A 14,360-nucleotide genomic window follows, 5' to 3' on the forward strand; every position below is an offset into this window, starting at 1 on the left:
GGGGTGCGGGCGGGTCTGCGGGGCCGTCAGCGTCGTCCGCCGAGCCGCTGTCCGCTGCGCTGCCGGTGCTGACCAAGGTCACCTGCGCCATCCCCTGTGCCGTGTCCGACCGGCCCGGCGTGGCCGCGTGTGGGCGACGCCGGACCCGCGGGCCGGTGTCGGCCCGCGGCGCCAATTATGCGGCCAGGTCACCCCGGGAACGGAATCGGCGGCGGTGCGCGCCGCTGTGAATGTGCTGGGATGTGGCTGGACTGTGACCGGAGCGCAACCGTGCCGCCCCCGGACCGGCCGTCACCACACCCTCGCGACCGTTGCCGGTGACCGCCGGGCTCGCTCGCCCGCAGGTGACCCTGGTGGAGGCGCTGCGGGAGTCGGACCCGGGCGGCTGTGCGCTTCGGGGCTGAAATCGGGGCGCGACCGAAGTCGCGCCCCGCACTCCCAGGCCCTTGGTCCGGCCGGTGCGGCAGGGGCGTGCGGGCGCGGCCTTCGTTCCGGCGCGGCACGGGCTGGCTGCCCGGGACGTGCCGTTGTCTACTGGTCGCGTGACCCCCCTGCCCTGACACCGGTGGATGCCCGGCCCGCGGCCCCCGCCGACCCCCGCCCACTGGATCCGGTGGCGTCCCGTCGGTTGACGAGGACGTCCGATCAGTGGGCGTTGGGGAGTAGCGAACCGTGGTCACCCGCGCCGAAGTAGGACGCAAAGACGTTACGCGCTCGCCGGGGGGCCCTGTCAACTGTCGCACGCGATGTAATTCACCCGGCCCGGCGTGTCGGGTGTCGCGGGTGCGGTGTGTCGTGCCTCGTTCACCCGCGTCGAGTGACCCGCCGCCGTTGCTGTACGCCTGCTCCGCCCGTCACCCACTGTGCACGTACGCCCGCAGCAGTCCGGCCGCTGCGGCGGGATGCTCACCGGCGAGGAGCCCCGCGGCCGCCAGGACGTACCGGTCGTCGACGGTGACCCGCGGCGAACGCGGCAGCGCCCACCCGCCGGCGTGATCACGCAGCGTCGGGTCGAACGCGGCGAGCGCCGCGTCCCGGTCAGCATGCCGGAACACGCCGCCGGACGCGATCACCGTCGCGACGTTGCGCAGGTCCCGGCGCTGCGGGCGTGCCGGCGCACCGCGATCACCGCGGCTGCGGCGGCGACGCCGAGCGGCCCGTCGCCGACGGTGACGCGTTCCCGGCCGGCGGCGGCGTGGACCCCGTCGACGTTCCACCGCACCCCGAGGTCCCCTTCGACGGTCCTGGCCCGCCACAGCGTCCCGGCGACCCCGGCGGCGCCGCCGTCGGGGACGAGCGCGGAGTACACGTCGGTGGTGGCGCCGCCGACGTCCACGACGAGGAGGTCCCCGCCGTCGGCGCCGAGGGTGTCGGCGAGCAGCGACACGCCGGTGAGGACCGCGTCCGGGGTCGCCATCCGCACCAGCCGCGCGAACCGCGGCCCTTTCGACAGGTGCTTGCCGCCGATGACGTGCCGCAGGAACACCGCACGGATCGCGGCCCGCGCCGGTCCGGGTTCGGTGACCCCGATGCGCGGCAGTACGTTCCCGGCGCCGACCGCCGGGACGCCTCTGGCGGTGAGGACACCGACGGCGCTGTCCCGCACGTCGGTGTTGCCGGCCACGACGACCGGGACCCGCCACCGGGCAGAGGCGACCTTCGCCGCGTTGTGCAGCAGGGTGTCGCCGTCACCGCCGTCGGTGCCGCCGACGAGCAGCACCACGTCGGGTTTCGCCGCCCGCACCGCGCGGATGCCGGCGGGGTCCTGCCGGCCGGCGGCGACGTGCACGACCCGCGCCCCAGCGGACAGCGCGACCCGGTGCGCGGCGTCGGCGGAGACGAGGGCCTCATAGCCGATGACGGCCAGGCGCAGCCCGCCCCCGGCCGACGAGCAGCAGTACACGTCGCTGACCGGGCCCGCGCCGGCGAGGAGCGCGTCGACGCCGACGAGGACGTCACCGCCGGTCGTCGGGTGGGTGCCGGTCCGCACGAGGGTGCCGTCGGTGGTGTCCACGACGGCGAGTTTCGTGTCCGTCGACCCGACGTCCAGGCACGCGACCAGCGGCATGCGGCTACCGGCGTCCGGGTTACGGCACGACGACGGTGCCGGTCGCCGACACCGCGAGGACCGGCGGGTCCAGCACCGCGGCCGCGGACGCGCCGGCGTCCGGGGTACCGCGGCACACGACGTGGCACGTGAAGTCGACGGTGCGGGAGCGGGTCCCGACCCTGGTGATCGTCGCGGTGACCTCCAGGACGTCCCCGGCCCGCACCGGCGCGTGGAACACCACGGACGCGTACCCGGCGAACAGGCCCTCGTCACCGTCGGTGCGGATGCACAGCTCCGTGGCGACGTCACCGAACAACGCGAGGCTGTAGGCGCCGTCCACGAGGTTCCCCGCGTAGTGCGCGTGCGAGTACGGCACGTACCGGCGGTGCACGACACTCACGCCGGCCGCGGCCCCGGTCGCGCCGCTCACCGGGCACCCACCGCGTGCACCAGATACGACGCGACCTCCCGCGGGGTGGTGCCCCGCCCGAAGATCCGGTCGACGCCGAGGTCGGCGGTCTGCAGCTCGTCGAAGCGGGGCCCGCCGACGACCAGCAGCGGCCGGCGCGCCGCCGGGAACGCCTCCCGGAACGCCGCCGACATCTCCCGCGTGTTCGTCAGGTGCGCGTCGCGTTGCGTGACGACCTGACTGACCAGGACCGCGTCGGCCTTCTCCACGCGGGCGTGTTCGACGAGCGCGGCGACGGCGACCTGCGCGCCGAGGTTCACCACCCGGCACTCCCGGTAGTACTCCAGGCCCTTCTCACCGGCGATCCCTTTCACGTTGAGGATGGCGTCGATACCGACGGTGTGCGCGTCGGTGCCGATGCACGCACCGACGACGACGAGTTTGCGGCGCAGCCTCGCCCGGATCGCGGCGTTGACCTCCTTCGCCGACAGCAGCGGGTAGTCCCGTTCGGCGACGATCACCTTCCCGGGCTCCACGAGGTGGTTGACCCGCCCGTACACGACGAAGAACGTGTGCGCCTCACCGATCGGGCGGGCGTGCACCACCATCGCCGGGTCGATGCCCATCTTCCCCGCCAGTTGCAACGCCGCGCCCTCACCGCGCTTGTCCGCCGCGAGGGGCAGCGTGAAACTGACCTGGACCATGCCGTCGCCGGTGGTGTCCCCGTACGGCCGCACGACGGCGCTCATCCCGGTTGTCCTTCCGCGTCGTGTCGCTGCCCGTCGTGTCGTTGCGCGTCGAGCAGGTCGATGGCCGGGTTCCAGTAGCCGGCGTCGCGTTTCGCGACCCCGTCCAGGCCCTTGCCGCGGTCGGCGGGGCGCCGCATGATCCCGAACGTGCCCTCACCGATCGCGGTGAGCAGCCCCTGCTCACCGATCTGCCGCAGCAGCGTGACGGCCTCGCCGAGGACAGTGTGCGCCCGGTCGCGGATGAACGTGCCGGGCGTGAAGTCCTCGTGCAGGTTCCCGGCCGCGTTCAGGACATACCGGACGTTCTGCAGCGCGATGTCACGGTCCGACAGCCACGGCGTCACCACCGCCTCCGTCATCATCCCCACCAGGAGAATCCCCTGCCCGGTGAGCACACCGGCAAGGTTGAAGAACCCGTCCAGGAGGTTGCCGCGGAACACGTCCCCGGTCATGTGCTTCGTCGGCGGCATCCACTTCAGCGGCGCCTCCGGGAACAGCTCCCGCGCCAGCAGCGCATGCGCGAGCTCGAGCCGGAACGACTCCGGCAACTCCGGGTTGATCTCGAACGCGTGCCCCAGCCCCAGCTGCCAGTCCGCCAGCCCCGCCTCGTGCGCGAAGTACTCGTTGAGCAGCTGCGACACCGTCACCGTGTGCGCCGCGTCGACCGCGTCGGCGGTGGTGAGGTAGTTGTCCTCACCGGTGTTGATGATGATCCCGGCCCGGGCGTGGACCTGCCGGGAGAACCGCTGGTCGACGAACGTGCGGATCGGGTTGATGTCACGGAACAGAATCCCGTACATCGAGTCGTTGAGCATCATGTCGAGCCGCTCCAGGCCCGCCAGCGCCGCGATCTCCGGCATGCACAGCCCCGACGCGTAGTTCGTCAGCCGCACGTACCGGCCGACCTCCTTCGACGTCACGTCCAGGGCGGCCCGCATGAGCTTGAAGTTCTCCTGCGTCGCGTACGTCCCGGCGAACCCCTCCCGGGTCGCGCCCTCCGGCACGTAGTCCAGCAGCGACTGCCCGGTGGAGCGGATCACCGCGATCACGTCCGCGCCGGCCCGGGCGGCGGCCTGCGCCTGCGGGATGTCCTCATAGATGTCACCGGTCGCGACGATCAGGTAGATCCACGGCCGCTGCCGCGGGTCGCCGTGCCTTCTGATCAGCCGCTCCCGCTCCGCCCGGCGCCGGTCGATGCGGGTGAGACCGGTCTTGACCGCCCTCGCAGCGGCCCGTTTCGCCGCCGCCGGTGCGTCCGCCGTGAACGTCACACTGCCCGCCGCGGCCTTCTGCGCCAGGAGCGTGAGGTCGGTGTGCCCGTCGCGCAGCAACGCCTCGAACACGGGCCCGGTCACCCCACCGCCGAGCCCGACCTGCTCCACAACCGTGTCGACCAGCCGGTTCACCCACGGGATACCGTCCGGGTCGGCGCCGGTGATCCCGGCCAGCCGCAGCGTCGCACGCTCCACCGACACCGTCGTATGGCTGCGCGCCAGATCCACGACCGGTTTCCCCGCCGCGGCCGCGAGCCGCCGCGCCGCCGCGACCGTGCGCCGGTCCAGCTTCAGCTTCCCGCTGCTCATAAAGGTTCCTGCCTGTTGTGGATCGGCCGCCCGCGCAGCACCGTCACCCGCGCCTGCGGGTTCGTCTCGGTGTGCAGCACCTCACTGATGTCCTCGGTCGTGTCCCACACGGTGAACGTCGCCGACCACCCCGGGTTCAGCACACCCTCGTCGTCGACGCCGACGGCCCGCCACCCACCACGGGTGTGCGCGGCGAACGCCGCCTTCGCCCCGATACGCTGCACCGGGTTGTGATGCCGCATCGCCGCCCGGCACGTCCCCCACGGGTCCAGGTCCGTCACCGGCGCGTCCGACCCGAACGCCAGCAGCACCCCCACCCCCGCCAGCGCACCGATCGGGTTGCTCGCCAGGGACCGGGCCCGGCCCAGCCGCTGCGCGTACATGCCGTGCTCACCGCCCCACAACCGGTCGAACGCCGGCTGCACCGACGCCACGATCCCGAAGTCGACCAGCCCCGCGATCAGCGCCTTGTCCAGCAGCTCCACGTGCTCGATGCGGTGCCTGCCGGCACGGATCGCCTCGACCCCGACCCGTTTCGCCGCGCCCTTGAACCCGTCCAGGACCGTCTCGATCGCCTGGTCCCCGATCGCGTGGAACCCGCCCTGCATCCCGTGCCGGGCACAGTCCACCAGATGCTCCGTGACCTGCTCCGCCGTCAGGTACCCGTGCCCGTGCTCCTCGACCCGGTTGCCGTGCGCGTCCCGGCCCGTCCCGTCCAGGTACGCGCTGCGCAGATGCGCCGTACGGGCACCGAGCGCACCATCGGCGTACAGGTCACCGGCCGCACCGACCGCACCGAGCTGCTTCGCCTTCGCCGCCGCGTTCGGCTCACCCCACAACCCGAACACCTGTGGGAACCACGCACCATGCGCCAGCGCCGCGACGAAGTCCGCCTCACCGGACGTCCCCGGCCCGCCGCACTCGTGCACCGACGCGATCCCCAGCGACGCGGCATGCGACAGCGCCGCCCGCTGCGCGTCCAGGACCTGCGCGTGCGTCACCGACCCGAACGCGACCTCCCGCACCAGGTGGTGGGCGTCGCGGCGCAGCCAGCCGGAATCGTCGTACCCCGCCGCTGCCTTCACCTCGCCGGTGAGCAGGGCGGTGGACACCAGCGCCGCGTGCACGCACGCCCTGGACAGGTAGACGGCCCGGCCGCCACCGGCCCGGTCGAGCTCCGCCGCGGTCGGGGTCCGCTGATCCGTCCACCCCGACTCGTCCCAGCCGTGCCCGATGACGATCGCGTCGGCCGGTAGCGTCGCGGCGTGCGCGGCGACAGCGTCCAGGACCTGCACCCTGGAGGTGGTGCCGGCAAGGTTGAGCCCCCGCAGCGTGAACCCGGTGGCCGTGGTGTGCACGTGCGCGTCGACGAACGCCGGCGTCACGAGGGCCCCGTCCAGGTCCACGACCCGGTCGACGCGTCCGGCCCTGCTGGGTGCGTCGGCGGTCGGGCCGAGCCAGGCGATCGTGTCACCGTCGACGAGCATCGCCGTCGCGGACGGGTCGGCGGGGGTGTGGACGCGGCCGTCACGGAAGAGGGTTCGCATGTGGCTCAGTCTGCCAACCCGGGCGGTGCTTCGGTCCGCAGCCGCGCCTGAAAGAGGCCCCGGACACCGGCGTCGGCCCGCAGCAGCCGCAGCGCGTAGTCGGCGTGTCCCGGGACGTAACCGTTGCCGATGAGCATCGTCACATCCGCGGCGAGACCTTCGGCGCCGAGCGCCGCGGCGGGGAACGACGTCGCCATCGAGAAGAACACCACGGTGCCGCCGGGGGCGGTGGCCAGGACGGCGGCGTGCTCACACCCGGGGACGTCGACGCAGACGACGGTGACGTCCGCGGCTCCGCCGGTCACACCGCCGGTCGCGTCATTTGCGTCGTTTGCGCTGCCTGCCGGGCCGCCGGAGGTGCCGTCGAGGGCAGCGGCGAGCCCGACCGCGTCACGGGCGTCGGCGATGACCACCTCGTCGGCGAGCCCGGCGGCGACGAGCCTGGCCCGCTCGGCCTCGTCGCGCACAACACCGACGGTGCGGACCACGCCCGGCCCCTGCCGCCGCCAGGTGGCCGTCTGGTCACCGGCAGCGCTGCGGGCGGCGCTCTGCGCGGCGTCACGGGCGGCGGCGAGGGCGAGGGAGCCGCTCTTGCCGGCGGCGCCGAGGACCGCGACCGTCACCGGTCGGGCCGCCGTGTGGTCACGCAGGGTCTGCCGCACGACGCGGGCGACCAGCGCCGGGGCGCCGCACACGTCCAGGACCGCCAGGGCCAGCTGCGGGTCCAGGTCGTCGGGCAGGACCGCGGCGATCGACCGGGCGAACAGGATCGCGTGCCCGTCGCACGGGACCTGCTCGGACAGCCCGTCCCAGTCGCGCAGCTCGTCGGCGATGTGCAGCGGCGTCAGCGTCAGCGACACCAGGGTCGCGACACGGTCACCCACCCGCAGGCCGAGCGGCGACGCGGGGCCGGCCGCCTCGACGGTGCCGATGAGCATGCCGCCGGAGCCGGTCACCGGGTTGTGCATCTTGCCGCGGGTGCCGACGATGTCCAGGACCGCCGCGCGGACCTTCGCGCCGTCGCCGCCGTGCTCGGTGCGCAGCTGGTGGAACGACGCGGCGTCCAGGTTGAGCCGCTGCACGCGGATGCGGACCTCGTCGGCGCCGATGGCCGGGTCCGGGTCCAGCCGGTGGGCGGCCTGGGGCAGCACCCCGGCCGGTTCAAGGACCCGGTGCAACCCGATCGGCGATGTCATTTCCCGCACCGACACAAGTTAGCCGAAGATTTTCCGGCGCACCAGCGTAGGTGCGGGAAGAACTACCGTGCGCGGGCGGTCGACAGCGACAACACGTGCTCGACCAGACCGATCAGCACCGCCTTGCTCGACTCCCGGTCCCGCGCGTCACACAACAGCAACGGCACATGACCGTCCAGGTCCAGCGCCTCCCGGACCTCCGCCTCCGTGTACGACGACGCATCGTCGAAACAGTTCACCGCCACCACGAACGGCGTGCTGCGCCGCTCGAAGTAGTCGATCGACGGGAAACAGTCCGCCAGCCGCCGCGTGTCCGCCAGGACCACCGCACCCAGCGCACCCAACGCCAGCTCGTCCCACAGGAACCAGAACCGGTCCTGACCCGGCGTACCGAACAGGTACAGCACCACATCCTGCCCGATCGTGATCCGGCCGAAGTCCATCGCCACCGTCGTGGTCGACTTCCGCTCCACCCCCGTCAGGTCATCGGTGCCGATCCCCGCCGCCGTCAGCGACTCCTCCGTCTGCAACGGCCGGATCTCGCTCACCGCACCCACCAGGGTCGTCTTGCCCGCCCCGAACCCACCGGCAACCAGAATCTTGATCGCCGTCGGGACCGGCCTAGAGCGCCCGGAGTCCATTGATCACCGCCTTGAGGATGCTCTCGCTCGGCAGCTCGCCCGCCGCCGGAGGGTGGTACATCTCGATCAGGCCCTGACCCAGCAGGTCACCCAGCAGCACCCGCACCACACCCAGCGCCAGGTCCAGATGCGACGCCAGCTCCGCCACCGCAAGCGGATCCCGCGCGTACGCCAGGATCGCCCGGTGCTCCGGCTGCAGCACGTACCCCAGGTCCGACAGCACCGCCCGGTTCGCCACCACCATCGCGACCACGTCGAACGACCCCGACGCCGGATGGACCCGCCCACCCGTCATCGCATACGGGCGCACCACCGGACCCGCGTCCCGGTCCACCCACGTGTGATCCACCCACGGCTCCGCGGCCAGATCACCCCGCGGCCGGTCCGGCCACGGCTGCTCCACCCGCGGAGCGACATACTCGTCGGCCTCCCAGCTGCGCCGCTGCTCAGCCCGGTACGCATCCGCCCGCTGCTGCTCAGCCCACTGCTGCTCGACCCACAACTGCTCAGCCGCACCCGGCGCACCCGGCTCCCGCGGATCACCGCGGTCCTGCTGACCCGCCGCATGCCGGCCCGGCGGGGTCGTCATCCGCCGGCCACCGGGCGCGCCGACGTCGACAGGTTCTGCCCCACCCGCTGCACCAGCATCGCCATCTCGTACGCGATCAGCCCGATGTCCGCGTCGGACTCCGCCAGGACCGCCAGGCACGCACCACGACCCGCCGCCGTCACGAACAGGAACGCCGACTCCATCTCGATGATCGTCTGCCGGACCGGCCCGCCGCCGAAGTGCCGCCCGGCACCCCGCGCCAGGCTCTGAAACCCCGCCGCGACCGCCGACAGGTGCTCCGCGTCCTCCTGCGACAGACCCTTCGACGCGCCCATCATCAGCCCGTCCACCGACAGCACCACCGACCGCTGTACCGACGGCACCCGATCGACCAGATCGTCCAGCAGCCAGTTCAGGCCGGTGTTGCTACCCTGCGCCGCCGTCATCCCGCCACCCCGTCACGACCCGTGCCGTCGCTGCCGCTGCCGTTGCCGCCGTCATCGGAGGTGTCGCCGCCGCCGGCGTGCCGGCCCCGCGCCGTGCCCGCCTGGAACGACGACATCATCCGCCGCAGCTGCTCCGGCGACCGGCTCGCCTGCGGCACATCCACCTCGTCCAGGTCACCGGCCGCCGCCGTGTCCTGCTGCAACTGCGGCGCAAGGCTCTGCTGCCGCACCCGCTTCGGCAACCCCCGCGGACTCGCCCCCTGACCGGAACCCTGCCCCGGGCTCCCGGCCACCGACCCGCCGGCCGCTGCGGACGCTGCGGGCCGCTCCGCCTCCGCACGCCCGACCGGCCGCTGCCGCGGCAACGGACCAGGACCGGAACGACGCCCGTCCGGCACCACCGACAACGCCGGCCGCTGCCCGATCGAGGACGCCGGCAGCACCTGAGTGTGCTCCGGCACGTCACCGGCACCGTCCTCCGGCAGCCACGAGAACGGCTCCCGCGCCACCACCTGCATCTCGTGCGTGTTCGACAGGTCCGCCGGCGCCCCCGGCGGCAACGGCGACGGCACAGCGCTCGGCTGCGCCACCACCAGGTCCGTCGGCAGCAACGCCACCGCCGTCACCCCACCGAACGGCGAGGACCGCAGCACCACCCGCACCCCGTGCCGCGCCGCCAGCTGCGCCACCACGAACAGCCCCAGCCGCGCACTGTTCGCCGGATCGAACTCCGGCGGCTCCACCAGACGCCGGTTCGCCTCCGCGATCGCCTGCTCCGACATCCCCAGCCCACGGTCCTCGACCTCGATCACGAAACCGTTCGGGACCATCTGACCCGTCACGTTCACCCGCGTGTGCGGCGGCGAGTACGCCGTGGCGTTCTCGATCAGCTCAGCCAGCAGATGGATGACGTCACCGACGGCCCGCCCGACCACCGCGCCCTCACCGATCTGCTGCACCTGCACCCGCGCGTAGTCCTCGACCTCCGACACCGCGCCACGCACCACGTCGATCACCGACACCGGGTTGCGCCAGCCCCGCCCGGGCGCCGCACCCGCCAGGATCACCAGATCCTCCGCGTGCCGCCGCATACGCGTCGCCAGGTGATCGACCCGGAACAGGTCCGCCAGGTCATCCGGCTCCGACGTACGCCGCTCCATGCCGTCCAGCAGCGACAGCTGCCGGTGCAGCAGCGTCTGCGACCTGCGGGCGATGTTCAGGAACACCTCGTTCATGCCCTGCCGCACCGAGGACTCCTCGACCGCGGACGCCACCGCGGTGCGCTGCACAGAGTTGAACGCCTCACCCACCTGACCGATCTCGTCCGTGCCCAGCCGCAACGGCGGCGCCTCCGCCGCCACGTCCACCTGCACGCCACGCCGCAGCCGCGACACCACCGACGGCAGCCGCTCATCGGCGAGATCCATCGCCGCCGCCCGCAGACCGTCCAGGCGCCGCGCCAGCGACCGGCCGATACGCACCGACAGCACCAGCGACAGGATCACCGCCAGCAGCCCCAGCGCACCGGCCACACCGAGCCGCAGGAAGATCGCGTTCGACGCGTCCTGCGCCGCCTGTACGTTGTGCCGCTGCACCTCGGCGCGGAAGTTCTTCAGCTCCTCGTTCACGGGGTCGAACGCCGCCCGCCACGCCTGCAGGTCGATCCCCGCCGCCTCCGCCGTCCCCGGCGCGGTCGCCAGCAGCTGGTTCTCCAGCTGTGTCAGCCTCAGCATCGCCCCGCCGCCGGAGAACGCCCCGAACCGCGCCTGCGTGTCCTCCGCCAGCAGCGTCACCCCGTACGGCAGGATCAGCCGCTTCTGCCCCACCAGCGCCACCAGCTCGGTGTGCGCCTGCGCCGTGAACGCGTTGCTCGCCGCCGCCTCCGTGATCAGCGCGTCCTCCTGCGAGAACAGGTCCCGGGACAGCCCCAGCACGAACACGCCGGTCGCCTCCTCGGTGACCTCGGAGTCCTGGTGGTTCGTCAGCGACTCCGCGATGCCGTACGTACCGGTGATGATCGCGGAGTACGCCTGCCGCACCGCACTGGCCTGCCCGCCGCCGTCGGCCTGCTGCCGCAGCTGCGGCAGCGCGTCCACGGCCTTCGTCGACGCCGCGATCGCCTGCTTCGACTCCTCGCTCGCCACGTCCTGGAAGTCCTTGTCCGCGGCCAGCTGCCGGAACTCCGCGACCGCCGCGTCGGTCCTCACGCGCTGCTCCCGCACCGCCGTGGCGTTCTTGCGGCCGCCGGCGACGTACACGCTGGTCAGCTGCCGCTCGACCTGCAGCTGCTCGACCATCGCCTCGGCCGGCTCGGTGACCTTGTCGCCGACCAGCTTCGAGTTCCGCAGGTCGAGCGCGGGCTGGAGGGTGAAGCTCACCGCGAACAGCCAGATCGCGACGAGCATGACGATCGGGATCGCCAGCATCGCCGTGATCTTGGCGCGGATGGACCAACGGTTGTTCATCAGACCTCAGACCTCAAAGCAGACCTCAAACGGAAGACCTCAAGACGGACGGCATCGCTCGGGTGCGGTTTCGGTTGCGGACCGCCACCGTAAGCGGCCCCAGTCGTGACCCACCGTCATGTCCGCGGCTCCGCTTTTCCGACCAGCCGGATGACAGACAGTAGAATCTCCCGCGTCGTCTCGAAACGCCGTAGAATCTTCGCTACTGTGACGGTTCTAGCGCAGAATTTCTGGAGGTGTGCCGTGCAGCCGTACGCGTATCAACGCCACGAGCTCGTCGAGCCGGACTGGCGACGCCTCCCCGGCTGGCGCGACGTCACCCGGGACGAATGGGAATCCGCCCAATGGCAGCGGGCCCACTGCGTCAAGAACATCGCCCAGCTGCGCACCGTCTACGGCGACCTCATCTCCGCCGGCTTCTACGACGACCTCGCCCTCGACCAGGCCACCCAGGCCACCATGTCGATGCTCGTCCCACCACACATGATCAACACGATGGTGCCGACCGGCGAGATCACCGACAAGACACTGCTCGCCGACCCCGTCCGCCGCTACATGCTCCCCGTCGCCTCGGACCGGCTCACCGACTTCGCCTCACACCCCCACGCCAGCCGCGACTCACTCCACGAACACGACATGTGGGTCGCCGAAGGCCTCACCCACCGCTACCCCACCAAGGTCCTCGCCGAACTGCTGTCCACCTGCCCCCAGTACTGCGGCCACTGCACCCGCATGGACCTCGTCGGCAACAGCACCCCCGCCGTCTCCAAGCTCAAACTCGCACTCAAGCCCGTCGACCGCTACGACGCGATGATCAACTACCTGAAGGGGCAGCCCGGCGTCCGCGACGTCGTCGTCTCCGGCGGCGACGTCGCCAACGTCCCCTGGCCCCAGCTCGAGACGTTCCTCATGCGACTGCTCGCCATCGACACCATCCGCGACATCCGCCTCGCCACCAAGGCCCTCGCCGGACTCCCCCAGCACTGGCTGCAGCCCGCCGTCGTGGAAGGCCTCGAGCGCGTCGCCCGCACCGCCGCCCGCCGCGGCGTCAACCTCGCCATCCACACCCACGTCAACCACGCCCAGTCCCTCACCCCGCTCGTCGCCCGCGCCGCACACACCGCCCTCGAGGTCGGCGTCCGCGACGTGCGCAACCAGGGCGTCCTCATGCGCGGCGTCAACGCCACCGCCGCCGACCTGCTCGACCTCTGCTTCGCGCTGCAAGGCGAGGCCGGCATCCTGCCGTACTACTTCTACATGTGCGACATGATCCCCAACGCCGAGCACTGGCGCGTCGCCGTCTGGCAGGCCCAGCAGCTCCAGCACGACATCATGGGCTACCTGCCCGGCTACGCCACCCCACGGATCGTCTGCGACGTGCCCTTCGTCGGCAAGCGCTGGGTCCACATGGTCACCGACTACGACCGGGAACGCGGCATCACCTACTGGACGAAGAACTACCGCACCTCCATCGAGGACTCGTCCATGGACCTCGACCGCACGTACCCGTACTACGACCCGATCGACACCCTGCCCGCCTCCGGCATCGCCAAATGGCGAGCCGAGGCACAGCTCCCCTTGGTCGCCTACGCTGGGTGAGTGCGCCGTAACATTCTGCGCCTCCTCGGGCTGAGCCTCGCCGCGGTCGCCGTCATCCTGTACATCAACTCGATCGGCGACTCCGGCGGCGAGGCCGGCCCCGACCCCGCCGGTCGCCTCCAGTGCGCCAAGGACGGCCACATCGCCGCCGCCTACGCCACCGCCGCGCCTACCACTCGCGAGACCCGCACGCCGGAGCAACTGGCGACCGCCTGGGCGAAGGCGCGCTCCACCACCCTGCTCGCCGGCCTGCACCGGGTGTACGAGCAACCCGACCGCATCGACATCGCCTTCGACGCCCAGGCGCACACGGTCGCCGTGCTGACCTTCCGCGACCACGATCCCCTCGGCTGGCACCTCGACGCGGTCGTCGCCTGCCAGCAGCCGGTCATCCAGCGCCCCTCAAGCCCCAGCAGCGGTCCCTGACCGACAAAAACGGAAATCCGCCGCGTAGCGGCTGCTTGTGTTCTGACGTGGCGGTAGCCACGTCCTCTAAGGCATCCTAGGACGCTAGGATATGACGGTTGAGCAGGTGGCGCGGCCATTCACGCTGTTGCGGTGTGTCGGGCACCGCGAGCCCACGGGCCTGTTCGATGCGGTGCCACGCGTCGTCGGGCGCCAGCCCGTTGAACACCAGGACGCCGGCCGCGAGCAGGGACGCCCGGCCGATGCCGATCCGGCAGTGCGTGACGACGTGGGCGCCGTCGCGCACGCGGCCGGCGAGCCGCCGCAACTCCGGCAGGACGGCGGCGGGCTCGGGCACGCCACGGTCGGGAATCGGCACGGAGACGAACTCCAGCCCCGCGGCATGTGCCTCGCCGGGCTCCGCCACGAGGTCGACCTCGTGGAGCTCGGCGGCCGTCAGGGCACTGACGAGCACGTCAACGCCCGCGGCATGCAGCGCGGTCATCTCATCGGCGAGCCAGTCACCGCCCCGCGGTTTGGCCATGGTGCTGAGCCGCCCGGGACCGGGCAGCTCGACGGTGAACAAGGTAGGACGCATCGGACGATGCCTGCCCTTCTCACGGCTCCGGAGGGCGCGCGGGAGTGTCGCGCGGCGTTCCCCACGATCCCAGACGCTGCGGCCCGGGCCACGTCAGACTGACGTGGCCCGGGCCGCAGCGC

General features: G+C 72.2%; 13 protein-coding genes and 1 pseudogene. 2 read left to right on the plus strand and 12 right to left on the minus strand.

What is annotated here, in order from left to right; all coding sequences use genetic code 11:
• Positions 1–854: 854 nt before the first annotated feature.
• From OHA72_RS40900 to OHA72_RS40950, 11 genes and pseudogenes are all read right to left on the minus strand, one after another.
• Positions 855–1,256, minus strand: a complete 402-nt coding sequence (locus OHA72_RS40900; protein ID WP_327001453.1) for a glutamate mutase L — start codon at positions 1,254–1,256, stop codon at positions 855–857.
• Positions 1,232–2,068: pseudogene (locus tag OHA72_RS40905) on the minus strand (glutamate mutase L); the annotation flags it as partial. The pseudogene OHA72_RS40905 and the gene OHA72_RS40900, both read right to left, overlap by 25 nt.
• Positions 2,069–2,087: 19 nt before the next feature.
• Positions 2,088–2,480, minus strand: coding sequence for a 3-aminobutyryl-CoA ammonia lyase (locus OHA72_RS40910; RefSeq protein ID WP_327001454.1), 393 nt, complete (start codon positions 2,478–2,480; stop codon positions 2,088–2,090).
• A complete protein-coding gene (locus OHA72_RS40915; RefSeq protein ID WP_327001455.1) occupies positions 2,477–3,208 on the minus strand; it encodes a lysine 5,6-aminomutase subunit beta in 732 nt (243 codons plus the stop codon). The genes OHA72_RS40910 and OHA72_RS40915 overlap by 4 nt, the downstream gene beginning before the upstream one ends.
• Positions 3,205–4,791, minus strand: a complete 1,587-nt coding sequence (locus tag OHA72_RS40920; protein WP_327001456.1) for a lysine 5,6-aminomutase subunit alpha — start codon at positions 4,789–4,791, stop codon at positions 3,205–3,207. Before OHA72_RS40920 ends, OHA72_RS40915 begins: the two co-directional genes overlap by 4 nt.
• Entirely contained in the window at positions 4,788–6,347 is a 1,560-nt protein-coding gene (locus OHA72_RS40925; RefSeq protein ID WP_327011762.1) for an amidohydrolase, read from the minus strand. Before OHA72_RS40925 ends, OHA72_RS40920 begins: the two co-directional genes overlap by 4 nt.
• Positions 6,344–7,534, minus strand: coding sequence for an L-erythro-3,5-diaminohexanoate dehydrogenase (locus OHA72_RS40930; protein WP_327001457.1), 1,191 nt, complete (start codon positions 7,532–7,534; stop codon positions 6,344–6,346). The genes OHA72_RS40925 and OHA72_RS40930 overlap by 4 nt, the downstream gene beginning before the upstream one ends.
• Before the next feature lie 62 nt (positions 7,535–7,596).
• Positions 7,597–8,175, minus strand: a complete 579-nt coding sequence (locus OHA72_RS40935; RefSeq protein ID WP_327001458.1) for a GTP-binding protein — start codon at positions 8,173–8,175, stop codon at positions 7,597–7,599.
• Positions 8,156–8,542 (minus strand): DUF742 domain-containing protein, encoded by a 387-nt coding sequence (locus tag OHA72_RS40940; RefSeq protein ID WP_327011763.1) that lies wholly within the window; start codon positions 8,540–8,542, stop codon positions 8,156–8,158. Before OHA72_RS40940 ends, OHA72_RS40935 begins: the two co-directional genes overlap by 20 nt.
• Positions 8,543–8,760: 218 nt before the next feature.
• A complete protein-coding gene (locus tag OHA72_RS40945) occupies positions 8,761–9,171 on the minus strand; it encodes a roadblock/LC7 domain-containing protein (protein WP_327001459.1) in 411 nt (136 codons plus the stop codon).
• The gene (locus tag OHA72_RS40950; protein ID WP_327001460.1) at positions 9,168–11,636 is read right to left on the minus strand and encodes a sensor histidine kinase; all 2,469 of its coding nucleotides are present in this window, start codon (positions 11,634–11,636) and stop codon (positions 9,168–9,170) included. Before OHA72_RS40950 ends, OHA72_RS40945 begins: the two co-directional genes overlap by 4 nt.
• A gap of 195 nt (positions 11,637–11,831) precedes the next feature.
• Here OHA72_RS40950 and OHA72_RS40955 point away from each other — a divergent pair, with 195 nt between their 5' ends.
• Both OHA72_RS40955 and OHA72_RS40960 read left to right on the plus strand, forming a co-directional pair.
• The gene (locus OHA72_RS40955) at positions 11,832–13,235 is read left to right on the plus strand and encodes a KamA family radical SAM protein (RefSeq protein ID WP_327011764.1); all 1,404 of its coding nucleotides are present in this window, start codon (positions 11,832–11,834) and stop codon (positions 13,233–13,235) included.
• Complete coding sequence (locus tag OHA72_RS40960; RefSeq protein WP_327001461.1) at positions 13,236–13,661, plus strand: hypothetical protein; 426 nt, start codon at positions 13,236–13,238, stop codon at positions 13,659–13,661.
• A 76-nt stretch (positions 13,662–13,737) separates the two neighbouring features.
• On the opposite strand, the gene OHA72_RS40965 is transcribed toward OHA72_RS40960, so the two are convergent.
• Positions 13,738–14,238 carry a protein-tyrosine phosphatase family protein gene (locus OHA72_RS40965; RefSeq protein ID WP_327001462.1) on the minus strand — a complete coding sequence of 167 codons (501 nt, stop codon included), beginning with the start codon at positions 14,236–14,238 and terminating at the stop codon, positions 13,738–13,740.
• Between the last annotated feature and the right edge of the window lie 122 nt (positions 14,239–14,360).

It is taken from the genome of Dactylosporangium sp. NBC_01737 (assembly GCF_035963215.1).
In the GTDB taxonomy this organism is placed as follows: domain Bacteria; phylum Actinomycetota; class Actinomycetes; order Mycobacteriales; family Micromonosporaceae; genus Dactylosporangium.

Coding starts and splice junctions, on each gene's coding strand:
- OHA72_RS40915 (WP_327001455.1), bottom strand. CDS start 3,208: ATGAGCGCCGTCGTGCGGCCGTACGGGGACACCACCGGCGACGGCATG.
- OHA72_RS40920 (WP_327001456.1), bottom strand. CDS start 4,791: ATGAGCAGCGGGAAGCTGAAGCTGGACCGGCGCACGGTCGCGGCGGCG.
- OHA72_RS40930 (WP_327001457.1), bottom strand. CDS start 7,534: ATGACATCGCCGATCGGGTTGCACCGGGTCCTTGAACCGGCCGGGGTG.
- OHA72_RS40935 (WP_327001458.1), bottom strand. CDS start 8,175: ATGGACTCCGGGCGCTCTAGGCCGGTCCCGACGGCGATCAAGATTCTG.
- OHA72_RS40945 (WP_327001459.1), bottom strand. CDS start 9,171: ATGACGGCGGCGCAGGGTAGCAACACCGGCCTGAACTGGCTGCTGGAC.
- OHA72_RS40950 (WP_327001460.1), bottom strand. CDS start 11,636: ATGAACAACCGTTGGTCCATCCGCGCCAAGATCACGGCGATGCTGGCG.
- OHA72_RS40965 (WP_327001462.1), bottom strand. CDS start 14,238: ATGCGTCCTACCTTGTTCACCGTCGAGCTGCCCGGTCCCGGGCGGCTC.